Source organism: Marinobacter sp. tcs-11, from assembly GCF_002049515.1.
Taxonomy (GTDB): domain Bacteria; phylum Pseudomonadota; class Gammaproteobacteria; order Pseudomonadales; family Oleiphilaceae; genus Marinobacter; species Marinobacter nauticus.
In genome coordinates this window covers 38,573-64,749 of the sequence record NZ_LLYU01000002.1, presented here as the reverse complement: position 1 = coordinate 64,749, position 26,177 = coordinate 38,573, and the positions used below count along the sequence as shown (strand labels likewise).

Below are 26,177 nucleotides of genomic sequence, written 5' to 3'. Positions count from 1 at the left end.
GGTGACGGGCTTTTCAAATTCAGTTGGTCAATTCCTGGTTAATCACCAATTCAACAGGTGGTTCCGCTTCCGCCGGGGGCAGCACCTCTGCCTCAACCCGGCCCTCCCAGTCACCGGGCTGCGGATTAACACTTCCGGAGCGACTCAAGCGGGCGACCACCACCACATCTTCCTGGCCAGAAATCGCAGATTCAGGGGACATGGCATAACGATCATCCAGGCGGATCTCTGCCGGCAGATCACCGGCCGTCATTCTGGCAACCGCAACCGGCGCACCGCCCGCCGCAGACGCCGGCCGGGCAAAGATGAACAACACGGTATTGTCAGCCACTTGCTGGCGCAAACCTTCGTCCAGCGATACCCGTAAAGATACGCCCGGACCAGCAGCCTGCTGAGGCTCGGATGCAACCTGGCCCGGCGGGGTTTCACCCAGGCGCTTGTAGGCCTCCTCGATACCGCCACGGATGGCCCCGATCTGCGGATGGTCCGGTGCCACCTCGGTAATACGCTGCCAGTATTCAATGGCTTCCCGGTAGTTTTGCTGGCCGAAGGCATTGATGCCCATCAGCCCCAGTGCATTGACCTCGTCCGGGTTCAGGGCCCGGGCAGCCGCAATGGCATCGATCACCGCCGGGGTCATCTCGCCTTCACTGGCAAAATAGTTGGCCTGGGCAGCCAGCCCCAGGGCCACCGCGCTGGCGTTTCGGTCCTCAGATACCACATCGGCCAGACGGCGATAGGCTTCGGCCGCTTGCTCATAGCGCTCAAGACGCATGTAGGTCTGCCCCAGCATTGCCCAGCCATCGGCGTTGTCCGGACTTTCCTCAAGCCGCTGGCGCAGCTGGTCCGCCAGTTCCGCCATACGGGCCGTCTGATCCCCCTGAGCGGCATCCATCTCCTGCATCGCAAGGAACTGTTCCACCTGATCCATGGAACCCCATTCCGCATAGCCGAAATAGGTGCCTACCGGCAATGCCAGGATCGCCAACAAGGCGACAACCATGGCGCTACGGCGCCCGGGCACCCGCCGTTGGGTAACGGGCTCCTCCGGCACATCATCAAGCATGGCACCGGCCAGCTCTTCCTTCAGCTGCTTGTAACTCTCGCCATCCAGTATGCCGGCCTCGTGCTCGTCCTCCAGCTCTTTGAGCCGGGTGCGATAGGCCAGCAGGTTCTGATTACGCAGATCCGCCTCCAGGCGGGCCCGGGGTTTATGGAAAAAGACTGGATAAAGCACAAAGGCCAGGGCCACCAGAATGAGTACGGTCCCGGCAATCCAGAAGGTATCGGTCATGGAAATATCGTCACGTCTCGAAATGAATGGGAGTTATCGGCGATCAGCCTTGTCACTTTGACTGGCCAGAATTTGCTCTGCCCGGGCGCGGTCTTCCGCACTCAGGGGCGGTTCGTCTTCACGTCTGCGGGCACGCCACACCACACCGGCCACAATCAGAAAACCGCCAATGGTGGCAATCGCCGGAAAGGCCCAGAGCAGGATGGTGCGGTTATCCACCGGTGGCTTGTACTGAACAAACTCGCCAAAACGATCCACCAGGGCACCGACGATCTGATCGTTGGAGGCACCGTCCTGCATCATACGGTAGACCTCATCCCGCATATCCTTGGAAATGGGCGCATTGGAATCGGCGATGTTCTGGTTCTGACACTTGGGGCAGCGCAATTCAGAGATCAGTTGCTGATAACGCTGTTCTTCAGCCCGGGTATCAAAGTCATAGACTTCTGACACCTCGGCAATTGCCGGCCCCGAGAGCATCATCAATACGGCTAAGAAAGCAGGCAACAAACGCATCAGCTGTTCCCCCTGGCCTGGGCAATAACGGGCAGCAGCACTTCATCCCAGACTTTCTGATTCACTACACCTACGTGGCGATAGCGCACCACACCATCCGCGTCGATAACAAAGGTTTCCGGGGCGCCGTAAACGCCCAGGTCAAAACCCAGGGTTCCCTTGGGGTCAAAGATGATCGTCTCATAGGGGTTGCCCAGCCGGTTCAGGAAGCGGAAAGCATTTTCCCGCTGATCCTTGTAGTTCAAACCCACAATGCGAACGCCCTGTTCCCGGGCCAGATACATCAGGTATTCGTGTTCGTCCCAGCAGGAGGGGCACCACTCGGCCCACACGTTCAGCAGGGACACCTCACCCTGGAACACGGAAGGATCCAGCTTAACATCCGGATTATCCAGAGATTCCAGGCTGAATTCCGGAACAGGCTTGCCAACCAGTACGGATTCCAGTTTGGTGGGGTCCTTGCCCAGGCCGGCAAACAAGAACACCCCCACACCGACGGCAATCAGCAGCGGCAGAAACAGCAACACCCGCTTCATGTGGACGCCTCCGCCACTTTACCCGGCACTGCCGGCTCGCCGCTTTTCACCGCTTCCTCGTCGCGCACACGGACGCGGTAGCGCTTGTCAGCAATCGCCAGGAAACCACCGATGGCCATCACCAGGGAACCGAGCCACAACCAGCGCACCAGCGGTTTGTATTGCAGGCGGATAGCCCAGGCATCGTCACTTATACGCTCGCCGATGGCCACAAATACATCCCGGAACAGGCCGGCATCAATGTCCGCTTCGGTCATCACACTCATGCCGACCGGATATTGCCGCTTTTCCGGATGGAGGTCGGTCACGAGTTCCCCATCCAGGTAAACATTGAAGCTGCCGTACTGGGCGGTAAAGTTGGGGCCGCGACGCTCACCAATGTCTGTGAAGACAATCTCATAATCCCCCACCATGGCGCGGTCACCCGGTTGCATGCGCACATCACGCTCGACCCCGTAGTTGGAAACTACCGTCGCGCCGGCCATTACCATGGCAAGCCCCAGATGCCCGAGAACCATGCCCCAGTAACTGCGGGACTGGCGCTTCAGGCCATGCCAGCGCCCTTTGCGGGATGCGGATTTATCCCAAAGGTCCCAGGCGGTGGCCACAGTCACCCACATGGCGGCAAACACCCCCAGGAAAGCCCATGGCGCAAACCCACCGTAACCGATCATCACCGCGGCACTGGCAACCAGACTGATCGCCAGCGGCCACAGCAGTTTACGGGCCAGCCAGCCGCCGTCGGTTTTCTTCCAGCGCGAGAAAATCCCGGCGCCCAGCAGCAGGCCGGTGGCCACCGCGAGCGGGCTGAAGGTGGTATTGAAGAACGGTTCACCAATGGACAGCTTGCCCAGATCCAGATAATCCAGCACCAGCGGGTAAAGTGTGCCGATGGCTACCAGCATCGTGGCAGATACCAGCAAGACATTGTTCAGGAGCAGAAAGATTTCCCGGGACAGGGAACCATAACGGGAGCGGACATGCACCACTGGTGCCCGGAAGGCATACAGCGTCAGGCTGGCGAGAATGGTGATGCCCAGCAGGGCCAGCAGGAAACTGCCCCGCTCCGGATCTGATGCGAAGGCATGGACGGAGGTGAGCACACCGGAACGCACCAGGAAGGCACCCAGCAGACTCAGTGCAAAAGTGACAATAGCCAGCAACACCGTCCAGCTTTTGAAGACCCCTCGTTTTTCCGTTACCGCCAGCGAGTGCATCAAGGCGGTACCCGAGAGCCAGGGCAACAGGGAAGCGTTCTCAACCGGGTCCCAGAACCACCAGCCACCCCAGCCAAGCTCGTAGTAGGCCCACCAGCTGCCCAGGGCAATACCCAGGGTCAGGAAGGACCAGGCAACCGTGGTCCAGGGGCGCGACCAGCGAGCCCAGGCCGCATCCAGCCGGCCATTGATCAGGGCGGCAATGGCAAAGGCGAAGGCCACCGAAAAACCAACATACCCCATATAAAGCATGGGCGGGTGCATGATCAGGCCGATGTCCTGCAACAGCGGATTCAGATCCTGCCCATCTGCCGGTACGTTCGGCAACAGACGGTCAAAGGGGTTGGAGGTCAGGATGATGAACAGAAGGAAGCCAACGGAGACCATACCCAGAACCGACAACACCTGGGAGACCATCACCGAAGGCAGTTTACGGCTGAAGATGGCAACGGCCAGCGTCCAGCCTATGAGCATCAGTATCCACAAGAGCAACGAGCCCTCATGCCCGCCCCAGACCGCGCTGAACTTGTAGTACCAGGGCAACATGCTGTTGCTGTTATTAGCCACATAAGCCACCGAGAAGTCATCCACCAGAAAGGCGTGGGTCAGGATCGCAAACGCCAGGGCGGTGAACACAAACATGCCGGACGCCAGTGGCCGGGCAAATGCCTGCAGGCTGTCACGCCCGGTCAGAGCGCCCGCAAGCGGCACCACGGAAAGAAGTACTGCCAGCAGCAACGAGAGAATCAGTGCAAGCTGTCCGAGTTCCGGATACATCGGGTTTCTCCAACGTCAGAAATGAATTGAGCGCTCAGTACGCCGTGGTTTCCGCGGCTTTTTCCACATCCGCAGACTTGTACTGCCCCTTGGAAGAGCGCTCCAGCGCCTCGGCCACTTCCGGTGGCATATAGTTCTCATCGTGCTTGGCCAGAACCTGATCGGCCACGAACACGCCGTGTTCATTCAGCCGCCCCATGGCGACCACGCCCTGCCCTTCGGCGAACAGATCAGGCAGTATGCCCTCGTACTGTACCGGCACCGACGCCGCATAGTCGGTCACCCGGAAGTTCACCTTCAGGCTGTCGGTATCCCTTGCCACACTGCCCTCTTCAACCATGCCACCGGCGCGGATGCGGACGTCAACCGGCGCGTTACCCGCTGCAATTTCCGTAGGATCGTAAAACAGGTTGATATTCTGCCTGAGGGCATAGGTGGTCAGGCCTACCGCAATGGCAATACCGGCCACCAGAAAGAGCACAATCGTCAGTCGTTTTTTTCGGATCGGATGCATGGATTACCTGCTGTTTATTCCTGGGAAACTTCGACACGGGCGAACGTAGCGGCCTGTTTTGGCCGGGCACTGGTGCTGTTTTCCTGCTGCTGGTAGCGGCGTTTGCAGCTGGCCATAACCGCCTGATGATGCCGGGACGACCAGACCATCAGCCCCACCAGCAGAAGGGCGAACACGGCATAACAGGCCCAGACATAGGGACCATGGCCTTCCATTGCGATAAATGCTGAAAAAGAATCAAACGCCATCGGTCAGCCTCTCCCCGCCATCACCAGCTCTTTCACCCAGCGGGTTTTTTGCTCCCGCATGACAATTTCGGTTTTCATGCGCAGACACGCCAGCCAGCCAAACAACAGGTATAACCCGAGCACCGAAAGCAGCAGCGGAACCCACATCTCAACGGGCATAGAGGGCTTTTCGGTGAGTTTGAACGTGGCCGGCTGGTGCAGTGTATTCCACCACTCCACGGAGTATTTGATAATCGGGATATTTACCACCCCCACCAGCACCAGCACCGCTACCGCCCTGGCAGCGGATTTTTCGTCATTGATGGCCCGGTCCAGGGCGATGGCACCGCCATAGAGGAACAGCAGAATAAGCATGGAAGTCAGCCGGGCATCCCACACCCACCAAGTCCCCCAGGTAGGCTTACCCCAGACGGCACCGGTAAATAGCGACAGAAAAGTAAACACCAGGCCAACCGGCGCCACGGCCTTCACGAAGACATCCGCCAGCTTCATGCGCCAGACCAGCGTAACCACGGCGGCAGACGCCATCATGATGTAGATGGATTGGGCGAGAAAAGCAGTGGGAACGTGGATAAAAATGATGCGGTAACTGTTGCCCTGCAGATAGTCCTTGGGAGCAAACGCCAGGCCCCAGACCAGGCCAGCAAGGAGCAGAAGAATACCGGCCGCCAGCAACCACGGCATAAACCGGGTTGCAATCCCGAAGAACCATTTGGGAGAACCCAGTTTGTGAAAGAATTGCCACATCAGTTGGTCACCATCTTCACTGTTATCGTTTGGTTGGTTGCCGGCCCCAAAGAACCGATCAGCTGTTCGAAAGACTGATTCTCAGGGCCGCTGCCGAGGCGAAAGGCGACAGGGTTACCGCCAGAACCAGAAACGCGCCCATCAGAGCCAGGTACCCGCCAACCGGCGCGCCTTCGGCTGCCGCTGCTACCGTGCCGGTACCAAAAATCAGCACGGGAATGTACAGCGGAATGATCAGCAGTGACAAGAGCACGCCTGCCGAGCGCAATCCCAGGGTCAAAGCTGCGCCAATAGCTCCGATCATGCTCAGTACCGGGGTGCCGATCAGGAGCGTTAGACACAGAATTGCAATAGAGTTCCCGTCCAGGTGCACCATAACGCCTAAAACCGGCGCTAACAGCACCAGTGGCAGGCCCGTCAACACCCAGTGTGCGGCTGTTTTGGCCAGCACCAGCAGGAACAGAGGCTGAGGCTGCAGTACCAGCTGCTCCAGGGTCCCATCGTCAAAATCGTGACGAAACAGATGGTCCAGCGACAGCAACACCGACAGCAAAGCCGCTACCCAAAGGATACCGGCTCCGGACTGTTTCAGAAATGCCACTTCCGGGCTGACTCCCAGGGGAAAAAGGGTTACTACCATGATGAAAAACAGCAACGGGTTCAGCAGATCCTGCCGCTGCCGGAAAGCCACCCGGACATCCCTGGCAAATACTGCCGCCATGGCGGCTATCGGGCCAACCGATTCAGACACCGGCTTCAGTGCCGGCCGCCGATCAGCATTCATGCACACCTCCGGCGCCCAGAGTGATGCGTTTCATACCCGGCAACTGGAGTTCATGGTGGGTTGTTACCAGCACCGCACCACCTTCCGCGGCGCGTTGCTGTAGCAGAGACTCAATGGCACGGACACCGTCTGCATCAATCGCGGTAAAGACTTCGTCCAGCAGCCAGAGTGGCTCGTCGGCAATCAGTAACCTGGCCAGCGCCACACGACGTTGCTGCCCGGCGGACAGATTCCTGCATGGTACGTTTTCAAACCCTGCCAGCCCGGTACCCGCCAGTGCCTGAACCAGCACCTCTTCGCTCACCTCCCGACGTCCGGCCATCAGAGCTTTCAGGTTCTCGACCGGTGTAAGCAATGGTTTGATGCCCGGGCGATGGCCGATGTAAAGGGTATTCCGAAGGAAGGACTCGCGTTGCCGGGCCCTGGGCTCGCCGCACCACAGCAATTGTCCTGACCAGGCATCGTTCAGGCCAGCAAGAATTCGAAGTAATGTTGTTTTGCCGGTACCGTTGGGGCCCTCGACACGGGTAACCGTACCGGGCAGTATGGAAAAGGACAGATTCTGGAACAACAGGCGCTCGTCCCGTTCACACTCAAGATCTATCGCCTGTAGTAACGGCTCGGACATCAGGGCTCCGTTTCAGAGCGATGGATGCGCAGCAGGCATCAGGTGCATGTAATGAAGGACACACAGGTGCCAACATGAAATCAGGGCAATCACTGCCAGCGCGGCGTATTATAACGAAAGCGCCAGCATATTACTCTTGCCCGACATCAAATCGACACTAATGAAACTGAACGGCGGACAACCACCCATTCCCCCGAAACAGCCCGCACCGGACCAGACCACCCGGAGCCCGGGCAAGGCTAACCCGGGCACCAGCACGGAGCCCGGCGCTGCGCTCTCGGCCAGGCAACAACTGGCCCAGTTGCAGCTGGCAGATCGGGAGACAGCATTGGCCAAAGTGGCCGACATCCTGCGACAGAAAGGTGGAAGCCATGAGCTGTTGCTGGAACTGCGAGGACAATCCCTGAAAGTATCGGCAGGCAACCGGCCACCGGATCTGTCCGTAGGTGACCTGATCAAGGTCATGCGTGCCGGTAACGAACTGCAGCTGATGGGCAAGCTGGCGCCGGGCCAGGAGAGCGCAGTCGCCCGGGCTCTGGCGCAGCGACTGCCCTGGCAACAGAACCTTCAGGGTGGTCTGTCACAACTGTTCACCGCCCTGAGCCAGGGCCTGAAATTGCCGCCCCAACCCGGGCAATTGCCATCCGCCACCAGTGCACAGCCTCTGCCAGCGCCCGCGCAACAGGCCCTGCAAAATCTGTTCAATCAGTTACCCAAGGCAGACGCTCTGACTCCGGGCGCCGGCAAGGCCGAGTCCATGGCCACGCAGGTACGGCAGTGGTTGTCTGAAAGCGGCCTGTTTTCCGAGGCTCGATTGTTACAGGCCGGCCCTTCCGCCGCCAGCCAGCCGGATCTTAAACTGGTACTGTTAAAGGTGGTGTCGGCTCTGCTCGCCAGCCAGAACCAGGGGCCAGAGCAATTCAACCGGCTGACACCCCTGTCCAGCCAGGATTTGCTGCAGGCACCATTGCAGTTTCCAAGAGCACCAGCGCCGACCGCCTCTCAGAACACGGGGGAGCCAGCCACGGTCGGGCAGACCCTGCGCCTGCTAGCCGGCATGCTGAACCGGATTACCGTAAACCAGCTGCACAGCCAGACGCTGAATGCCCGGGCCGGCGCCGAACCGGGCGTGCCCGTGAACACTCTGCTGATTGAACTGCCATGGTTAACGCCGCAACAGGAACCCAGAACGGCGCAATTACGACTGGAACAGTACTCTCAGGAGAAGGACGGCAGCAACCGCCCGGAACGGGCCAGCGCCAGTGAGTGGCGGTTGTCCCTGTCGATGGATCTGGACAAGGCGGGCCCGCTGCATTTCGATGTCACTTTCCGGCCTCCGTCCGTGAGCGCTCTGGTCTGGGCGGAAAACCAGAGCACCCTGAGAACCGTGCATCGCGAGCTGCCACTGCTGCGACAAAGCCTGAACGACCTCGGGCTGGAAGTCACCGACCTGGACTGTCGCAGGGGCAGCCCACAGCAGATGCAAACCCGGCTGGAACACCGACTGGTGGATACCAAGGCATGACCAACACATCACAGGACAACATCCCGGCCGCTGTCGCCCTCAAGTACGACGGTGAACGTGCACCGGTTATCTCCGCAACCGGCACCTGGGAGCTGGCCGAGGAGATTATCCGGATTGCCCGCGACAACAATGTCCCGCTGTACGAGAATGCCGAGCTTGCCGGCATTCTGGCGCGTCTGTCGTTGAATGAAGAGATTCCGGAAGAGTTGTACCGGGTGATCGCGGAGATTCTGGCGTTTGCTTTCCACATCCGGGGCCGGACACCCGGAGATGCCCGGCCGGAGGAAAATAACCCATCAATGGATCAGGGAACGTAGCGCCCAGGCCTGCTGCCAATGCTCACCTTTGCGCGGCGCAACGGCGGTAGACAGGGCCGCTTCGGAAACCACGCCAAGATCAATCAGAATCTGTTCGGAGTTACGGTTGAAATCTACCCAGCCCAGGGTTCTGACCCGTTCCAGCTTGTCGCCTTTACGCTGGAACATGGCGACACTGGGCACCGGCCCCGCCCGCCCCTCCAGGCATACCAGATTCCCGCCCTCGCGCAGGTTCGGCAAAAGCATCTTGGGGTCCGGAATGAAGGTGGTACACAGAATCAGGTCACAGGGCGAGTCCAGTTCCAGCCCGGTATCTGCCGAAGCCTCAACAACATCCACATTATGGGCGCCGTGCTTGAAAAAGCGCTCGCGGGCCTTCTCCACCAGCGCCGGGTTGCGATCAACATAGACCACCCGGTGAGCCAGATCCGCCAGCACGGCGGTCAGATAACCGGAGCCACCACCGACATGCATCACCACGTGGTCTGGTTCGATCTCGGGAATCAGGCCCAGCAGGTGCCGAACCGTTTCTTCTCGGGGAATGGAGTGGCCGGTGATGGAAGGGACAAGATCGGCACCGGAAACAAAATCGGGGCGGGAAACAACAGCGAGGGCCTCAACGGCCCTCTGATACAGTTTCTTCATTCAGCAGCATCCGATAAAACGCCGGATCAGGCCGCCTGTCGCCTCTTCAGGGCGGAAACCAGCTCGGCCTCCGGACGGGAAATTCCGCAGGTATTCATAAGATCGTCGATATCCGCGCCAAGATCAACCAGTCGCGCGGCTTCGTCGTAAGAAATTCGCAACGGGTCATTCTGCCGCATTTCTTCCAGTGTGTTCTTGAGCTCGTGAATCTGCCGTTCACAGGCAACCAGGCGCTGGCCCACGCCAAGACTGCCACTGGTGGTAGCATGCAGTTCACGACCAAGGGTATCGCAACGATGCTTGAGAGAAGCCTGCAAGGCCCGGATACGCCGGCCATGGATAACGCCCTGAACCAGAACCAGGGTGATGGATGCAGCGGTCAGGCCCCAGGGGAGCCAGGAGGGAATGGTGAAACTCATAGTGGACGTCTCCGTTATTGGTGACCACGGAAGACGTCCATCACTGCGCTGTGAAAAGCCGGTTACAGCGACGCGATTTCAGCCCACTCGTGGTCTGACAGCATCTTGTCAAATTCGACGAGAATGATCAGCTCGCCGTTCTTGTTGCACACGCCCTGGATGAACTTGGCACTTTCCTCGTTCCCCACGTTAGGTGCAGTTTCAATTTCACTGGCCTTGAGATAAACCACCTCAGCCACGGAATCCACCAGAATGCCCATCACCTGGCTGGACGATTCCATGACCACGATCCGGGTGGCATCGGTCACTTCCGCGTCCGCCAACCCGAACCGGCGACGGGTATCGATAACCGTAACCACGTTACCCCGCAGGTTGATGATCCCCAGTACATAATCCGGGGCTCCGGGAACCGGCGCGATTTCCGTGTAGCGCAGCACTTCCTGGATCTGCATCACGTTGATGCCATAGGTTTCGTCATCCAGGCGGAAAGTCACGTACTGCAGTACCTGATCGTCCTGGGCCTGATTTTGCTGTCCGCTCGGGGATGCCATAGCACTCTCTCCTTCTCGGCTGCCCGGCGGGCAACCTGATCGTCAAAAATTCATCATCAGTGCCCAATACTATAGTTAAGGGCACAAACCGTGCCAGCCTCACACGGTTTCATTGAGTAACGGAACTGTTTAACTCAGATCCAGATGGTGTTCACGCTCCGCCCGCACCAGCAGGTGTGCCATGGTGCGCACGTCAATCAGCGCACACATGTGGTCAACCACGGTACCCGCCAGCCATGGGCGCTTGCTGCGGGCTGTGCGCCAGCGCACTTCATCCGGCCGCAGCGTGAAAGACTGGGCCACATCATCGCAGGCCAGCCCCCACTCACTGTCATCCAGCCGGATCACAAATCGATAATTATCCCGGGCACCAGCCGGTACCCTGCCTGCCATGATCCACTCGGCGGTGTCCACAACCCGCAGGTTGTGGTCCCGATCCGGCCGTATGCCCATGTACCACCTGGGGCTGCCAGGAATTGGTCGGATCTCTTCTTCAATACGATGGATGGCGCCCAACAGAACCAGCGGCACCGCCAGCTGCAACCCTGCCACCGTAAAAATCAGGCACTCAAACGGCTCTTCCGACCAGTCCGGGCGCGCCGGCGGGGTGTCGCCATTGTCGCCCGGGGCCGTTGCTGGCGCCGCTGTCTGAACCGGCTCCGGCGCTTTCTGTTCCACCACAGGTGCCTGAACAGTCGGGCGAGGACGGGTTCTGGTGACAGGCTTTGCTTCGGTTTTTACCGGCTTCGGCAGTTCCGGTTCCGGTTCCGGTTGCGCCACTACCGGCTCCGGCTCAGGCTTTACCTGTTCTTCCTGAAGCGCTGTGCTGGTGGCGGTGTGCAGCAATTCATCCAGATAACTGGCAATGGCCGCTTCCGGCGCCGCCAGCTGTGTCATTTTTCTGTCAGCCATGCTGACGCTCCTTCACCGAACCAGTTCGCTTCAGGAGGTCGTCCAACAAATGATCATAAGCCCGGACACCGTGGGTTTCTGCGTCCAGTTGCGACGGAATAACACCAGCCTGGCTGGCATCCCGGAATTTGGTATCAACCGGTACGGCGAACCGCCAGAGGGTATCCTGATAGGTCTTGCGCAACAGATTAAGGCTCTTGACCGAAGCCTGGGTCCGGCGATCATAGAGTGTGGGAACAATCATGTACGGTAATTCGTTCTTCTGGGAGCGCATGATCATTTGCAGGGTGTGCAGCATTCGTTCCAGGCCCTTGATGGCCAGAAACTCGGTCTGTACCGGAATCACCAGGTACTGGGCAGCGGCCAGTGCATTCACCATGAGCACACCCAGCGACGGCGTGTTGTCGAGAATCACGTAGTCAAAATCATCCCACAACTGGGCCAGGGCACGGGAGACAATCAGCCCCATACCCTCAACGCCAATCATCCGACGCTCCAGGGTGGCCAGTGCAGTACTGGCAGGCAGCAGCGACAGCCCGGGGCAACCGGTATCGGTGATCAGTTGCGCCGGCAGGCCTTCAGGGACCTTGCCCTGATGCTGAAACAGGTCAAACACGCTGTGGGCAATAGTATCCGGGTCATAACCAAACCAGCTGGTCAGCGACCCGTGCGGATCCAGATCAACCACCAGCACACGCTTGCCACGTTGGGCCAGCAGTCCGCCCAGGGCGACCACAGAGGTTGTCTTCCCCACTCCACCTTTTTGATTGGCTACAGCCCAGATACGCACGTTTTGTTCTCCGGTAACGGCTCAGCCTGGCGCCATGCGCCGGCCTCTGTTCAACTTATCGGCAAGGATACGGGTAACTTGAAAGCCGAATCGATGGTTTTGCGGCAACCCCTTGCCGATTCGGACGATGAACAACAGGTAATACAGGAAGTGTGCCAGCTCAGCCATACGCATCTGCCACCGGCAGGTGATCAGCGCACCGCCCCCCGGATGCTTGCATCCCGGGAGATCAGCAGAACCACCCGGCGGTTACGCCGCCGCCCCTCCTCGGTATCGTTGCGGGCCACGGGCTGGTATTGACCATAACCCACCGCTGCCAGGCGCTCTGGCTCGATGCCCTCCAGCATCAACATCCGGGCCACCGCCGCTGCACGGGCAGTGGACAACTCCCAGTTGGACGGGAAGCGGCTGGTACGGATAGGCTGATTGTCGGTAAAGCCTTCCACCTTGACCGCGTTGTCGCGATTGCGCAGTACACTGGCGATCTTTTCGATGACTTCAAAGGAGTCGTAATGGGGCTCGGCATCCCCACTGCCAAAGAGCATGCTGTTCGGCAGGTTAAGCTCAATCCACTCACTGCTGGTTTCCAGGCTCACAACACCCTGGTTGATCAGTTCGTCGAACTCCATGGCAAGCTGGCTGGCCATGGTTCGCAAAGCCTCGGTGCGACCCTCGGCATCCAGTTCCGGATTATGAGGCGCCTCGGTAACCGGCGGCGGAATAACATCTTCATGCTGTTGTTGCGGCGCCCGGACCGGCTGGCCGCCCACGGTAACGGGCTGCAATGAGCGTTGGGGCGCGTTGAAGACACCGGTGAAGGTTTCGGACAGCACCTTGTATTTGCCCTCATTCACCGAAGACACCGAGTACATCACCACGAAAAAGGCAAACAGAAGCGTGATGAAATCCGCATAGGAAATCAGCCAGCGTTCCTTGTTGTGGAGATCATCCTGGGGTGGTCTGCGACGGCGCATAGGAAGCCCTGGCCCGGAATTACTGCAGGAAGCCCCGCAGTCTCAATTCGATGGATTTCGGGTTTTCGCCCTCGGCAATGGCGATAATGCCATCGATCATCATGTCCTCATAGCGGGTGCGTTCCTTGACGATGCCCCGCAATTTATTGGCCACCGGAAAGAACAACAGGTTAGCCAGGGCAACGCCGTAGATGGTCGCCACGAAGGCGGTCGCGATTCCACCGCCAAGGGATTGGGGATCTTCCAGGTTGGTCATGACCTGAATCAGGCCCATGACCGCCCCGATAATACCGATAGTGGGGGAATACCCGCCCATGGCCTCATAGACCCTGGCCGACTCCAGATCGCGCTGTTCCCGGGTTTCCAGATCCACTTCCATGATGCTGCGAATGGACTCGGGCTCGGCACCATCAACCAGCAACTGCAGCCCTTTCCGGGCGAACGGTTCCGGCTCTCTTTCCGCCAACCCTTCCAGTCCCAGCAGGCCCTGTTTGCGGGCCTTGACGCTCCAGTCGATGACCTTGCCAATACCATCTTCCAGTGAGATGTAGGGCGGCACAAATACCCAGCGAACCTGCCCGAAGGCACGTTTGAGCATCGGCCAGGAGGTTTGCAGGATGGTCGCCGCCAGGGTCCCGCCAACCACGATCAACCCGGCCGGACCGTTGAACAGGGAACTGACAGCACCACCTTCCAGCAGATTGCCGCCCAGGATGGCCACGAACGCCAGGATGATTCCGAGCAGGCTCAGAATATCCATCAGCTCACACCTTCAACCAGCCGTGCGCCAATTTCCTCCAGCGCCAGAATCTCGTCGCTCAGTCCGGCTTTGGCTACGGCCATGGGCATGCCATAGATAACCGAGGATTTCTCGTCCTGGGACCAGATCACAGAACCAGACTGCTTCATCATCCGGCAGCCTTCCTTGCCATCGGACCCCATGCCCGTGAGTATCAGCCCCAGAGTTTTGCCAGGAAAGCTCCGGGCCAGAGAACCAAAGGTAACATCCACACAGGGTTTGTAATTCAGCCGATCGTCGCCCGGAAGGATCCGCACTTTCGCCTGCCCGCCGCGACTTTCGATCATCATCTGCTTGCCACCCGGCGCCAGCAGGGCCAGCCCCGGGCGGAGCACGTCGCCGTCCTCGGCCTGACGCACCTCAATGCGACACAACTTGTTGAGCCGCTCAGCAAAGGCCGGGGTAAAACTGGCCGGCATATGCTGAACCAGCACAATGGGCGCCGGAAACGAGGCCGGTAACGCCGTGAGCACCTTTTGCAGCGCGACGGGGCCACCGGTGGAGGTGCCGATGGCCACCACGCTGTAATGCCTGGTCGCGGTTTTTCTGGCGGGTCTACGAACTGGCTCGGAGGCTGCAGGCTCTTTACGGGGTTCCGGCGTTGCCGGGCGGGTCAGACGCGAACCAGAACGCTCGGCAGGCTCCCGGCGGGGTTCCGGTGCAGGCGTCGCCGGCCGCGGGGCCGCAGGCGCTGATCGGGCACCGGGTCGGCTACCAGCCACATCCAGAATGCGCTGGATGAGGATTTTCTGAAGCTGACTGGTATCCCTGGCAATTTCCTCAAAATTCTTGGGCAGGAAATCCACCGCCCCGGCTTCCAGGGCATCCAGGGTAACGCGGGCACCTTCGTAGGTCAGAGACGAGAACATCAACACCGGAGTAGGATGCTTGCGCATGATCTCGCGAACGGCAGAGATGCCGTCCATCACCGGCATCTCGTAATCCATCGTGATCACATCGGGGCGCAGCTTTTCCGCCAGCTCGACCCCTTCCCGCCCATTGGTGGCGGCGCCTATCACTTTAATCTGGCCCGAGGCCGTCAGGATTTCCGTCAGCCGTTTGCGAAAGAAGCCCGAATCATCCACGACCAGGACAGAAACTGTCATCCATTTCTCCTACACAATCCCGGAAATTCCTGCTCAGCCGTAGTGCTGCAGGAGGCTCGGCACATCAATAATCAGGGCGATACGGCCATCACCGGTGATGGTGGCGCCTGCCATACCCGGCGTCCCCTGCAGGGCCCGGCCCAGAGGCTTGATCACCACTTCTTCCTGGCCAATCAATTGGTCAACCACAAAGCCGACCTGCTTGGTGCCCATGGCTACAATCACCACGTGCGCGTTCTCCGGCTCGGCCTGACCGGCCGCGCCATGTACCAGCCAGCGCTTGATGTGGAACAGCGGGAACACCTTGTCCCGCACCACAATGCACTCTTTGCCATCGACAATGTTGGTCTTGGTCAGATCCAGGTGGAAGATCTCCACCACATTCACCAACGGCAGCGCGAAAGACTGGTCACCCAACATGATCATCAGGGTTGGCATGATGGCCAGCGTCAGAGGCACCTTGATAATAATGCTGGTGCCCTTGCCCTGCTCGGACATGATATTGATCTGGCCATTGAGCTGGCCGATCTTGGTTTTCACCACGTCCATGCCGACACCGCGACCGGAGACATCGGAAATCTGGTCTTTGGTGGAGAAACCGGCCGCAAAGATAAGATTGAAGCACTCGTTGTCGGTAAGGCGGTCTGCCGCATCCTGATCGTACAGACCCTTTTCTACCGCCTTGCGGCGCAGGACATTGGGATCCATACCGGCACCGTCGTCGACGATGGACAGCAATATATGGTCGCCTTCCTGCTCCGCCGACAGGGTCACGGTTCCGGCTCGGGGTTTTCCGGCCTTCTCCCGTACGTCCGGCGCTTCGACACCGTGATCCACGGAGTTTCGGACCAGGTGCACAAGTGGGTCAGCCAGCGCCTCGACCAGGTTTTTATCCAGGTCGGTTTCCTCACCGTGCATCACCAGGTTCACTTCTTTTTTCAGGCTTCGGGCCAGATCACGCACCACCCTCGGGAAACGGCCGAATACTTTCTTGATCGGCTGCATCCGTGTTTGCATGACGGCAGCCTGAAGATCCGTAGTCACTACGTCGAGGTTGGCCACCGCCTTGTGCATGTGTTCGTCTTCGCTTTCGGAACCCAAACGCTGCAGGCGGTTCCGTACCAGCACCAGTTCGCCCACCATGTTCATGATGTCGTCCAGGCGCTTGGTATCTACCCGAACCGTGGTTTCACCAGCGGGTGCGGCCTCACGGGCAGGCGCGGGCGCAGAGGCCGGCTTGGCAGCGGCCGTGCTCTCGGCTTTGGCTTCTGCTTTCTTTGGTTCCGGGGCCGGTTCGGCCTTGCCGGATGGAGCAGGCGCCGGTTTGGGCTCGCTGTCGGAAGACCCGGCACTTGGGCCGGCGCCCTTGCCATGCAGTTCGTCCAGCAGGTTCTCGAATTCGTCGTCGGAAATCAGATCGGCGTCAGCGGATGATTTTTCTGAACCACCGCTGGTGCTGGTATCTGCCTTGGCTGTTTCCTCTTCCGCAGGCGCGCCGGCAAACTGGCCCTTGCCGTGGAGTTGATCCAGCAAGGCCTCAAATTCGTCGTCGGTAATTTCATCACTGTCTGAGCTGCCGGCGGATTCAGCCGGATTGCTCACCTGCTCGTTGCCGGCCGGTTTCTGGCCGTCGGATTTTTCATCCGCCAACGCGTCCAGCAACTGCTCGAATTCTTCGTCAGTGATATCGCCCTGGTCCCCTTGCTGCCCGACCTCCGCAGACGACGGCTCCGGTGCCGGGGTTGGCGCTTCCGCCGCTGGTGCATCCTCTGACTCGGGTTTGGCGAGGGCGTCCAGGGCTTCGATCAGTTCGTCCGGCGCGGGCGTTGGTTCTTCCCGGTTTCGAACTTCTTCGAACATGGCGTTAACGTTGTCCAGCGCCTCCAGAACCACGTCCATCAGTTCCGGAGTGACCTTGCGCTTGTGATTCCGGAGAATATCGAACACGTTCTCTGCCGAGTGGCAGCAGTTAACCAGTGCCTCCAGCTGAAGGAAGCCTGCGCCCCCTTTCACGGTATGGAAGCCACGGAAAATGGCGTTCAGCAGATCGCTGTCATCGGGATGCTGCTCCAGATCCACCAGCTGCTCCGACAACTTTTCGAGTATCTCGCCGGCTTCTACCAGGAAGTCCTGCAGGATCTCTTCATCAGCATCTAACGCCATGCGTCACCCTCTTTATTATCAGAATCCGAGACTGGACAGCAGATCGTCCACATCGTCCTGTCCCGAAACTACATCTTCCCGCTCATCGGCCTTGATCTGGGGCCCTACCCCTTTTTCGGCCGATTCTTCTTTTTCTTCAATCTGGTGCACCGTGCCGGTCAGCTGATCCACGTGGCTGGCCATCACTACCAAGCCAAGAAGATTGTCTTCCACTTCTTTCACCAAAGCGGTGACCTTCTGGATAACCTGGCCAGTAAGATCCTGGAAGTCCTGAGCCAGCAGGATTTCCGACAGATTCTGGTACAGACTGTCAGAGTCTGTGGTCAGGCCGGCGAAGAACTTGTCGATGCGACCATACAACTCGCGAAACTCCGCAGGTTCCATTTCACGGCGGCGCAGACGCTGCCACTCGTCCCGCAAGGCAACCGCTTCATCCCTCATGGAATGAGCCACGGGCATGCTTTCCTCGACCAGGTCCATGGTGCGGTTCGCTGCCTGGCTGGTCATCTGCACCACATAGGCCAGACGGTCAGAAGCGTCGCTCATCTTCGACAGGACTTCTTTCTGCTCGGCATTACGCGGGTCTATCTGGAAGTTCCGGATTGCCTCATGGAGGCTGCGGGTGAGTCGGCCCACTTCCCGGTACAGACTCTGATCGCGAACCTCGCTCAGTTCATTGATCAGGGTCATCGCCTTGGCATAATTCCCGGCGTTTACATTCTCAGCCAGGTCGGAGGCCTGCTTTTGCAGTTTCTCCGCCACCTCCGGATCAAGGCCCTGATGGTTCTGTTTGGTATCACTCATGGCGAGCCATCCGACCTCTGGTTACTGGATTCGTTCGAAGATTTTCTCGATCTTTTCCTTGAGCACGGCTGCCGTAAAAGGCTTGACCACATATCCGTTTACCCCGGCCTGAGCCGCGGCCACGATCTGGTCCCGCTTGGCTTCTGCCGTCACCATCAGAACCGGCAGGTTCTTCAGGTTTTCGTCAGCGCGGACAGCTTTGAGAAGATCAAAGCCCGACATGCCGGGCATGTTCCAGTCAGTCACCAGGAAGTCGTACTTGCCGCTTCGGAGCATGGGCAACGCCGTGTTGCCATCATCGGCCTCATCTGTATTGGTGAAGCCAAGATCTCGCAGCAGGTTCTTGATGATTCGTCGCATTGTGGAGAAGTCATCCACAATGAGAATTTTCATGTTCTTGTCCAATGGGACCTCCAGTCAGTAACACCCGGAATTCATTCAGCCTTTTTGAAAGTCTAGCAGGCTGCTACCTTAACCGCTTATTGTGTGGTGTTTGCGCACGTTGTAAAGCATCGGTTACCAAAAGCTACACAGCCTGCTGAAAGAGAAACACAGCACCCGGCTGATCAGTCGTTGTCACTATCCCGCCACTCGGCCAACCGGCTGCGCAGCCGCAGTGCCGCCTGGCTGTGAATCTGGCTTACCCGGCTCTCACTGACCCCAAGCACTGCGCCGATTTCCTTGAGGTTCAGTTCTTCCTGGTAATACAGGCTCAACACCAGCTTTTCGCGCTCAGGCAACTGCTCGATGGCGTCCGCCAGACTGCGCTGGAAAGCGCCGGAAGCAATACCGTCCAGCGGATTATCGCTGGCCTCTGCTTCTTCTATCGGCAGCTCGCCGGATTCATTGAGCTCATCAAGGCTAAAAAGTCGGCCACTGTTGGCGTCGGCCAGTGAAGCGTGATATTCGTCCAGACCAATGCCAAGCTCTTCAGCTACTTCGGCATCCTGGGCCTCGCGCCCGGTACGATCTTCCACTTGTTTGATGGCACTGGCGATTCGCCGGGCGTTGCGGTGCACTGAGCGGGGCACCCAGTCGCCTTTGCGGATTTCGTCCACCATGGCGCCGCGGATGCGAATGCCTGCATAGGTTTCAAAGGTGGCGCCCTTGCCTGAAGAATAGCGCTGCGCAGCCTCCAGCAGGCCAATCATACCGGCCTGCATAAGGTCTTCGAGCTGCACCGATGCGGGCAGTCGAGCCATGAGATGAAGGGCGATTTTCTTGACCAGCGGCGCATGCTCTTCAATCAGGGCTGAAGGGCTCCTGGCGCCGGCCTGATGGTAAATACCCAGATTTTTCGCCAATGTCATGTATCCGGTTTTCTTGTAGGACTGGATTCAGATCAGACTTCGACGAGCCGCTCCACGAAGAATTCGAGATGCCCCCTGGGAGAGGACGGCAAAGGCCAGCTATCCACTTTTTCGGCCAGAGCCCGGATAGCCAGCGAGGCTTTCGCCCTCGGATAGGCATCCAATACCGCTTTCTGTCTTTGGACGGCTTTCTTGACGGCCTCGTCGTAAGGCACGATACCTACATATTGTAGTGCCACATCCAGGAAACGCTCGGTGACCCTGGTCAGTTTTTCAAACAGATGGCGGCCTTCCTGCTCGTTGCGAACCTGGTTTGCCAGGATGCGGAAGCGGTTGGTGCCGTAATCCCGGTTCATCAGTTTGATCAGCGCGTAGGCATCGGTAATGGAAGTAGGTTCGTCGCAGACCACCAGCAGAAGCTCCTGCGACGCCCTCAGGAAGCTGACCACCGATTCAGAAATACCCGCGGCGGTATCCACAATCAGAACGTCAATCTGGTCGCCCAGCTCACTGAAGGCATTGATCAGGCCGGCATGTTCCATGGCGCTGAGCTGGGTCATACGCTGGGTGCCGGATGATGCCGGAACAATCTTGATGCCACCTGGGCCATTCACCAGCACATCTTTCAGATCACAATCGCCGTTGAGTACGTCTTGCAGATTTCGATTGGCGGTAATGCCAAGCAACACATCGATGTTGGCGAGCCCAAGATCCGCGTCCAGCAAGACAACCCGGCGCCCCTTCTGGGCCAGGGCGATACCTAGGTTGACCGAAACATTGCTCTTGCCGACACCGCCCTTGCCGCCGGAAACCGCAATCACCTGAACCGGATGTGGTCTGCTCATACTGTTATCAGTCTCTTACTACGTTCTTGTACGGGCACGCGTGCCGGTGTTTTATTCTGTCGCTGGCGAGGCTCAGGCACCTTCGGCTATTGCCTGCGCGCTCTGCACGGCCCTGAGCCTTTCTACGCCCAGACGCACCAGCGGGATAGCCTCCGCCCTTTGGAGATCTTCCGGTATCTTCTGGCCATCGGTGTACCAGGCCACCGGCAAGCTGGTCTCCATAACGAATCCGAGCGCTTCGCCCAGGGTCAGGGCTTCATCAATCTTGGTCATGATGCAGCCTGCAAGGTTTGCCATCTTATAGCAATGCCACACGGATTTCATGATACGTGGCTGACTGGTGGCAGAGACCACCAGATGTGTACGGATATTGTGATCGCTGCGAGCCAACTCCGCCAGTTGTTCCTGGTAACCACGGTCGGCACTGGTCAGGCCGGCAGTGTCAATCAGTACCAGGTGCCTATCCGACAGTTCATCAAGAATGTCATCCAGGGAATGGCTCTCATCCACCACCCGCACGGGCACATTCAGGATTCTGCCGAACACAAACAGCTGCTCATGGGCGGCCACACGGTAGCGGTCGGTGGTCACCAGGGCCAACGAATCCGGGCCATGCTCCAGCACATAGCGAGCCGCCAGTTTGCCAATGGTGGTGGTTTTGCCAGACCCGGTCGGCCCGACCAGGGCATAGATCCCCCCGGCATCAAGCCAGTCTTCGCGACCGGTGCGAACGCCGGTCGCCAGCATTTTCAGTGACTGCTTCCAGCCATCTTCCAGGCGCCCGGCCCGGTGCCGTCGGGACAGAGAGCCGGCCAGCTCCGCGCCCAGACCGAACTCCTGCAGCCGCTCGGCCAAGCGTTGCTGTACCGCGCTGTTTCCACCGTCAGCCTGAGTGGTGGACGCCACCTTGCCACTGACCAGATCACGCAGAGAGCTGATCTCGGCACGCATACTGGCCAGTTCATCGGCATAGCCACCGGTACCGGATTCTCTGCCGGAAGCCGGCTTTTCGGCCACAACAGTACCGGAAAGTGACGCCGGAAAATCGGCGGTCTCGAAAGACATGGACGATGCCGTGCCGCCTGACGACGCATTTCCCGCGCGCTTTTCCCGAACCTCACGAATGCGGCTGCGGGACCGGTTCAGCTCCTCTTCCAGCCGACGATGCTGCTCAGCCTGCATCTCTGCCAGGCGGGAGCCGTTGGTGGCTTCAACCGCTCTTTCACCCAGACGCTGGCGCGCCATGTTTTCGTCGTAGTCGAGTGCCGTCACGATCTCGACACCACCATCAACCCGGCGGTTAGACAGAATAACGGCATCCGGCCCCATTTCGTGGCTTACCTGCTTCAGGGCCTCAGCCATGGACTGCGCAAAAAACCGTTTTACTTTCATGCTGCTTCATCCTCCCAACGGCAAGCGCTCTGGCTTCCCGCGATGCTCCGTCGGTTTATTGACCTACAGAGGCGACTATCGTGATCTGTTTGTTATCCGGGATTTCCTGGTACGAGAGCACATGCAAACGCTCTACCCCATAGCTGGCAAACTTCGCCAGTACTGGCCGCAAGGGCCCTGAAACCAGCAGGATGGCAGGCTTGCCGAGCATTTCCTGGCGCTGCACGCTGTCCTGAAGGGATCGTTGCAGCTTTTCCACCATGTTGGGCTCAAGCACCAGACCAATGTCATCCTGACCGCCGGATTGTTGACTCTGCTGAACAGACTTTAGCAATAACTGTTCCAGGTCTGGATCCAACGTGATAACGGGGATTTCGGCGTCGTTGCCGCAGATACTCTGAACAATCATTCGGCGCAGGGCCTGGCGGGCCACCGTGGTCAGCACTTTCGGGTCCTGACTCTTCGGATGCACGTTCACAATGGCCTCGGCGATGGAGCGCATGTCCCGCACCGGCACTTCTTCTTTCAACAGGTTCTGCAACACTTTCAAGAGGATGCTGATGGAAATGGTGGTCGGCACCAGCTCCTCTGCCAGCTTGGGCGAAATCTTCTCCAGCTGGTCCAGCCACTTCTGGGCTTCCTCGTGGCCGATCAGTTCGTGAGCGTGTTTCTGCAGGATCTGGTTCAGGTGTGTCGCCACCACGGTGCTCGCATCCACCACGGTGTAACCCAGCGTCTGGGCCTGGTCTTTCCTGTCGGATTCAATCCAGATGGCGTCGAGGCCGAAAGCAGGATCCTTGCCGGCAATACCTTCCACCTTGCCGAACACCTGCCCCGGATCAATGGCCAGCTCCCGTTCCGGATGAATCTCGGCCTCGGCGATGGTCACACCCATCAGGGTAATCCGGTAGACGTTCGGCATCAGATCCAGGTTGTCGCGAATGTGCACCGAGGGCATGAGGAAGCCCAGATCCTGCGAGAGCTTCTTACGAACCCCTTTGATTCGGCTGAGCAATTGTCCACCCTGGGATTTGTCCACCAGCGGGATCAGCCGGTAGCCCACTTCCAGCCCGACAATGTCCACCGTGGCCACGTCATCCCAGCCCAGCTCGCGGGTTTCCCCCGGTGCCGGCAATGCCTGCCCCTCGCCACCCGGACGATCCGGGGAAATTTCCGCACCCTGGCGGGCCGCCCCACCGGCCATGCCCCCACGACCTACAAAGCCGCCTTCATCTTCAACCGTCTGCTGCTGTTTCTTCCAGATCAACCAGGCTGCGCCGGCTGCCAGCAAGCCCAGGCCAAGAAATGCGATGTGGGGCATCCCCGGAATCAGGCCCAGCAGAATCAGGATACCGGCCGCAATGCCCAACGCCTTGGGCGCACTGAACATCTGCTGAATGATCTGGCCGCCCATGTCCTGGCTGGAGGTTACCCGGGTAACCATGATGGCGGCAGACGTGGAGAGCAGCAGGGAAGGAATCTGGGCGACCAGGCCGTCACCGATGGTCAGCAGCGCATAACGCTCCATCGCCAGACCGAAATCCAGACCGTGCTGCATCATGCCGATAGCCACACCACCGACGATGTTGATGGCCAGAATCAGCAACCCGGCAACGGCATCGCCTTTCACGAACTTCGAGGCACCGTCCATGGAGCCGTAAAAATCGGCTTCCTGGGCAATTTCCGAGCGGCGTGACTTGGCCTCGTCCTGGTTGATCAGGCCGGCGTTCAAATCCGCATCAATCGCCATCTGCTTGCCGGGCATGGCGTCCAGGGTAAAGCGGGCACTGACTTCAGACACCCGGCCAGCACCTTTGGTGACAACCAGGAAGTTGATGATCATGAGGATGGCAAAGACCACGAGACCGACGGCGTAGTTACCACCAATCAGGACTTCACCAAAAGACTCGATCACCTTACCGGCGGCATCGCCACCCTCATGGCCGTTCAGCAATACAATCCGGGTGGACGCCACGTTCAGGCCCAGGCGCAACAGGGTGGCCACCAGCAACACCGTGGGGAAGGAAGCAAATTCCATCGGCCGCATGGCGTACACACAGACCAGCAGAATGACGATGGACAGGGTGATATTAAAGGTGAAGAACACATCCAGCAGGAACGCCGGCATTGGCAGAATCATCATGCCAAGCAGCCCCATCAGCATCAGGGGGATGCCGAGGTTCCCCCGCGTCAGGGATTTGACGTTGTTAAGGACTAGCGCTCTGTCCATGCCGGATCTGTCTCCACGTATCTGGGCTTGCGGGCAATTTCCGGGTCGAAAATCTGACACCGGACGTCGCTTTCCGGGAGGTATCGCAAGAACCGTACCAGCCCTTGCAAAATTTGACGTCTGACCACCGTTCAACGCCTGACGCAGAAGCCCAGATACGGTATCCTTTCGCCATTTGCACTATCCCGATTCAAGCCAGAAACCCGAACACACAGGTGACCCCATGCCGATCCACGAAGTGAAGCACCCTCTGATCCGCCACAAGCTCGGCCTCATGCGCCGCGCCGACATCAGTACCAAGAACTTCCGAGAGCTGGCACAGGAAGTTGGCGCACTGCTGACCTACGAGGCCACCAAAGACTTCAACCTGCAGGAAAAAACCATTGAAGGCTGGGCCGGCCCGGTCTCCGTGGAGCAGATCCACGGCAAGAAGGTAACCATCGTGCCCATCCTACGTGCCGGTCTGGGCATGCTGGACGGTGTCCTGAGCCTGATTCCGGTGGCCCGGGTGAGCGTGGTTGGCCAGATCCGCAACGAAGACACCCTCGAAGCGGAAACTTACCTGGAAAAACTGGTAGGCGAGTTGGATCAGCGCATGGCCCTGATCATCGATCCGATGCTGGCTACCGGCGGCTCCATGATTTCCACCATCGATTTGCTCAAAAAGGCCGGTAGCACCGAAATCCGGGCTCTGGTTCTGGTGGCTGCGCCGGAGGGCGTGGAAAAGGTTCTGGAAAAACACCCGGACGTGTCCATCTACACCGCATCGGTGGATGAGCGCCTGAACGAGAAAGGCTACATTCTGCCGGGCCTGGGTGATGCCGGCGACAAGATCTTCGGCACCAAGCAGAAGGACGTCTGAGCATGCAGGACCATAACAACGATCCGGTATGGAAACAGGCTATTGCCGGTTCCCAGATGCTGCTGGTGGCTTTTGGCGCCCTGGTACTGATGCCACTGATTACCGGCCTGGACCCGAACGTCGCGCTGTTCACTGCCGGCCTGGGCACTCTGATTTTTCACATTGTCACCGGTGGCCAGATCCCGATCTTCCTGGCTTCATCGTTCGCGTTTATCGCGCCGGTGCTGGCCTCCAAAGGCCGCTTTGGCCTGGAAGAAACCCTTGGTGGCCTGATGGCCGCAGGCATTCTGTATATCATCCTGTCCGGGGCGGTTCGTCTGCGCGGCACCGGTTTCATTACCCGGCTGTTGCCTCCAGTGGTGATTGCACCGGTCATCATGACCATCGGCCTGGGGCTGGCGCCCGTCGCTGTGTTTATGGCCACGGGCAAAACCGGTGACGGCCAGACCCAGCTGGTGCCCTATAACACCGCCATCTGGATTGCCATGATCTCCCTGGCCGTGACCATCATCATGTCGGTCTGGGCCAAGGGCATTTTCCGGCTGATCCCGATCATGTTCGGCGTCCTCGTGGGTTACCTTCTCTCCGCCATCATGGGCATTGTTGACACAACGCCGATCCAACAGGCTGAGTGGCTGGCAATGCCAAACTTCGTAGCACCGGCGTTCAGCTGGGGCGCTATCCTGTTCATGATTCCGGTCGCCATTGCACCAGCCATCGAACACATCGGCGACGTTCTGGCCATCGGTAACGTTACCCGCAAGAACTATCTGGAAAAACCGGGCTTGCACCGTACCCTGCTGGGTGATGGTCTGGCCACGAGCGCTGCCTCGCTGCTTGGCGGTCCTCCCAACACCACCTATTCCGAGGTAACCGGTGCGGTGATGCTGACCAAGAACTTCAACCCGAAAGTTATGTGGTGGGCGGCGGTGGTTGCCATTGTTCTGGCGTTTGTCGGCAAGTTCGGTGCCGCGTTGCAGACCATTCCGGTACCGGTTATGGGCGGCATCCTCTGCCTGCTGTTCGGTTCAATCGCCGTTGTGGGCCTGAATACCCTGATCCGACATCAGGTGGATCTGTCACAGTCCCGTAATCTGGTGATCGTAGGCGTGACCCTGGTCTTTGGTATCGGCAACATGGCGCTGGGCCAACTGGAAGGCATCGCCCTGTGCGCAGTGGTTGCCATCATCCTTAACCTGATCCTGCCGGGCGAACGGGAAGCCTGGGGCAAGCGGATTCACGAGCACGAATCCAGCTGACCCCGCGGAAAGC

General features: G+C 59.0%; 29 protein-coding genes. 4 read left to right on the top strand and 25 right to left on the bottom strand.

Annotation, left to right across the window (positions count from 1 at the left end):
- Positions 1–19: 19 nt before the first annotated feature.
- Genes ccmI through ccmA form a run of 9 tightly spaced genes read right to left on the bottom strand, consistent with a single transcriptional unit; the run spans position 20 to position 7,261 of the window.
- Entirely contained in the window at positions 20–1,294 is a 1,275-nt protein-coding gene (gene ccmI, locus ARC85_RS02985; RefSeq protein ID WP_278351325.1) for a c-type cytochrome biogenesis protein CcmI, read from the bottom strand.
- Positions 1,295–1,327: 33 nt separating this feature from the next.
- On the bottom strand, positions 1,328–1,810 hold the full coding sequence (locus ARC85_RS02980; protein WP_278351324.1) for a cytochrome c-type biogenesis protein: 483 nt from the start codon (positions 1,808–1,810) through the stop codon (positions 1,328–1,330).
- Positions 1,810–2,346: a DsbE family thiol:disulfide interchange protein gene (locus tag ARC85_RS02975; protein ID WP_286714267.1), complete on the bottom strand. Its 537-nt coding sequence runs from the start codon at positions 2,344–2,346 to the stop codon at positions 1,810–1,812. Before ARC85_RS02975 ends, ARC85_RS02980 begins: the two co-directional genes overlap by 1 nt.
- A complete protein-coding gene (locus ARC85_RS02970; protein WP_286714266.1) occupies positions 2,343–4,340 on the bottom strand; it encodes a heme lyase CcmF/NrfE family subunit in 1,998 nt (665 codons plus the stop codon). Before ARC85_RS02970 ends, ARC85_RS02975 begins: the two co-directional genes overlap by 4 nt.
- 34 nt (positions 4,341–4,374) lie before the next feature.
- Positions 4,375–4,854: a cytochrome c maturation protein CcmE gene (ccmE, locus tag ARC85_RS02965; protein ID WP_278351321.1), complete on the bottom strand. Its 480-nt coding sequence runs from the start codon at positions 4,852–4,854 to the stop codon at positions 4,375–4,377.
- 14 nt (positions 4,855–4,868) lie between these two features.
- Entirely contained in the window at positions 4,869–5,102 is a 234-nt protein-coding gene (gene ccmD, locus ARC85_RS02960) for a heme exporter protein CcmD (RefSeq protein ID WP_278351320.1), read from the bottom strand.
- 3 nt (positions 5,103–5,105) lie between these two features.
- Positions 5,106–5,849, bottom strand: coding sequence for a heme ABC transporter permease (locus ARC85_RS02955; protein WP_273029826.1), 744 nt, complete (start codon positions 5,847–5,849; stop codon positions 5,106–5,108).
- Positions 5,850–5,907: 58 nt separating this feature from the next.
- On the bottom strand, positions 5,908–6,633 hold the full coding sequence (gene ccmB, locus ARC85_RS02950; RefSeq protein ID WP_011785433.1) for a heme exporter protein CcmB: 726 nt from the start codon (positions 6,631–6,633) through the stop codon (positions 5,908–5,910).
- Complete coding sequence (gene ccmA / locus ARC85_RS02945; protein WP_278351319.1) at positions 6,623–7,261, bottom strand: cytochrome c biogenesis heme-transporting ATPase CcmA; 639 nt, start codon at positions 7,259–7,261, stop codon at positions 6,623–6,625. The genes ccmB and ccmA overlap by 11 nt, the downstream gene beginning before the upstream one ends.
- A gap of 160 nt (positions 7,262–7,421) precedes the next feature.
- Here ccmA and fliK point away from each other — a divergent pair, with 160 nt between their 5' ends.
- Both fliK and ARC85_RS02935 read left to right on the top strand, forming a co-directional pair.
- The gene (gene fliK, locus ARC85_RS02940) at positions 7,422–8,786 is read left to right on the top strand and encodes a flagellar hook-length control protein FliK (protein ID WP_379945157.1); all 1,365 of its coding nucleotides are present in this window, start codon (positions 7,422–7,424) and stop codon (positions 8,784–8,786) included.
- Positions 8,783–9,103 (top strand): EscU/YscU/HrcU family type III secretion system export apparatus switch protein, encoded by a 321-nt coding sequence (locus ARC85_RS02935; RefSeq protein ID WP_278351317.1) that lies wholly within the window; start codon positions 8,783–8,785, stop codon positions 9,101–9,103. Before fliK ends, ARC85_RS02935 begins: the two co-directional genes overlap by 4 nt.
- Here ARC85_RS02935 and ARC85_RS02930 read toward each other — a convergent pair.
- The 16 genes from ARC85_RS02930 to flhA form a co-directional block, all read right to left on the bottom strand.
- A complete protein-coding gene (locus ARC85_RS02930; protein WP_286714265.1) occupies positions 9,083–9,748 on the bottom strand; it encodes a protein-L-isoaspartate O-methyltransferase family protein in 666 nt (221 codons plus the stop codon). The two genes, ARC85_RS02935 and ARC85_RS02930, sit on opposite strands and share 21 nt — an antisense overlap.
- A gap of 26 nt (positions 9,749–9,774) precedes the next feature.
- Entirely contained in the window at positions 9,775–10,167 is a 393-nt protein-coding gene (locus tag ARC85_RS02925; RefSeq protein WP_286714264.1) for a DUF2802 domain-containing protein, read from the bottom strand.
- Between the two features lie 62 nt (positions 10,168–10,229).
- The gene (locus ARC85_RS02920; RefSeq protein WP_011785440.1) at positions 10,230–10,718 is read right to left on the bottom strand and encodes a chemotaxis protein CheW; all 489 of its coding nucleotides are present in this window, start codon (positions 10,716–10,718) and stop codon (positions 10,230–10,232) included.
- 129 nt (positions 10,719–10,847) lie between these two features.
- Positions 10,848–11,630, bottom strand: coding sequence for a chemotaxis protein CheW (locus tag ARC85_RS02915; protein WP_286714263.1), 783 nt, complete (start codon positions 11,628–11,630; stop codon positions 10,848–10,850).
- Positions 11,623–12,420 (bottom strand): ParA family protein, encoded by a 798-nt coding sequence (locus ARC85_RS02910; RefSeq protein ID WP_011785442.1) that lies wholly within the window; start codon positions 12,418–12,420, stop codon positions 11,623–11,625. The genes ARC85_RS02915 and ARC85_RS02910 overlap by 8 nt, the downstream gene beginning before the upstream one ends.
- Positions 12,421–12,441: 21 nt before the next feature.
- Positions 12,442–12,588: a hypothetical protein gene (locus ARC85_RS02905; RefSeq protein ID WP_286714262.1), complete on the bottom strand. Its 147-nt coding sequence runs from the start codon at positions 12,586–12,588 to the stop codon at positions 12,442–12,444.
- Positions 12,589–12,611: 23 nt separating this feature from the next.
- The gene (gene motD, locus ARC85_RS02900; protein WP_286714261.1) at positions 12,612–13,394 is read right to left on the bottom strand and encodes a flagellar motor protein MotD; all 783 of its coding nucleotides are present in this window, start codon (positions 13,392–13,394) and stop codon (positions 12,612–12,614) included.
- A gap of 19 nt (positions 13,395–13,413) precedes the next feature.
- Positions 13,414–14,154: a flagellar motor protein gene (locus ARC85_RS02895; RefSeq protein ID WP_222179981.1), complete on the bottom strand. Its 741-nt coding sequence runs from the start codon at positions 14,152–14,154 to the stop codon at positions 13,414–13,416.
- Positions 14,154–15,299 (bottom strand): protein-glutamate methylesterase/protein-glutamine glutaminase, encoded by a 1,146-nt coding sequence (locus ARC85_RS02890; RefSeq protein WP_286714260.1) that lies wholly within the window; start codon positions 15,297–15,299, stop codon positions 14,154–14,156. The genes ARC85_RS02895 and ARC85_RS02890 overlap by 1 nt, the downstream gene beginning before the upstream one ends.
- A 33-nt stretch (positions 15,300–15,332) precedes the next feature.
- A complete protein-coding gene (locus tag ARC85_RS02885) occupies positions 15,333–17,462 on the bottom strand; it encodes a chemotaxis protein CheA (protein WP_286714259.1) in 2,130 nt (709 codons plus the stop codon).
- 18 nt (positions 17,463–17,480) lie between these two features.
- Positions 17,481–18,266: a protein phosphatase CheZ gene (locus ARC85_RS02880; protein WP_114433352.1), complete on the bottom strand. Its 786-nt coding sequence runs from the start codon at positions 18,264–18,266 to the stop codon at positions 17,481–17,483.
- A 21-nt stretch (positions 18,267–18,287) separates the two neighbouring features.
- Positions 18,288–18,671 carry a chemotaxis response regulator CheY gene (gene cheY, locus ARC85_RS02875; RefSeq protein WP_011785448.1) on the bottom strand — a complete coding sequence of 128 codons (384 nt, stop codon included), beginning with the start codon at positions 18,669–18,671 and terminating at the stop codon, positions 18,288–18,290.
- 161 nt (positions 18,672–18,832) lie between these two features.
- Entirely contained in the window at positions 18,833–19,576 is a 744-nt protein-coding gene (locus tag ARC85_RS02870) for an RNA polymerase sigma factor FliA (RefSeq protein ID WP_286714258.1), read from the bottom strand.
- 32 nt (positions 19,577–19,608) lie between these two features.
- Positions 19,609–20,421, bottom strand: coding sequence for a MinD/ParA family protein (locus ARC85_RS02865; RefSeq protein WP_114433356.1), 813 nt, complete (start codon positions 20,419–20,421; stop codon positions 19,609–19,611).
- A 72-nt stretch (positions 20,422–20,493) separates the two neighbouring features.
- Positions 20,494–21,813, bottom strand: coding sequence for a flagellar biosynthesis GTPase FlhF (gene flhF / locus ARC85_RS02860; RefSeq protein WP_286714257.1), 1,320 nt, complete (start codon positions 21,811–21,813; stop codon positions 20,494–20,496).
- 55 nt (positions 21,814–21,868) lie between these two features.
- The gene (flhA, locus tag ARC85_RS02855; RefSeq protein WP_278351312.1) at positions 21,869–24,043 is read right to left on the bottom strand and encodes a flagellar biosynthesis protein FlhA; all 2,175 of its coding nucleotides are present in this window, start codon (positions 24,041–24,043) and stop codon (positions 21,869–21,871) included.
- Positions 24,044–24,266: 223 nt separating this feature from the next.
- Between flhA and upp the strand changes: the two genes are divergently transcribed.
- Entirely contained in the window at positions 24,267–24,905 is a 639-nt protein-coding gene (gene upp / locus ARC85_RS02850; RefSeq protein ID WP_011785453.1) for a uracil phosphoribosyltransferase, read from the top strand.
- Positions 24,906–24,907: 2 nt separating this feature from the next.
- Entirely contained in the window at positions 24,908–26,164 is a 1,257-nt protein-coding gene (locus ARC85_RS02845) for a uracil-xanthine permease family protein (RefSeq protein ID WP_278351311.1), read from the top strand.
- The last annotated feature ends 13 nt before the right edge of the window (positions 26,165–26,177 follow it).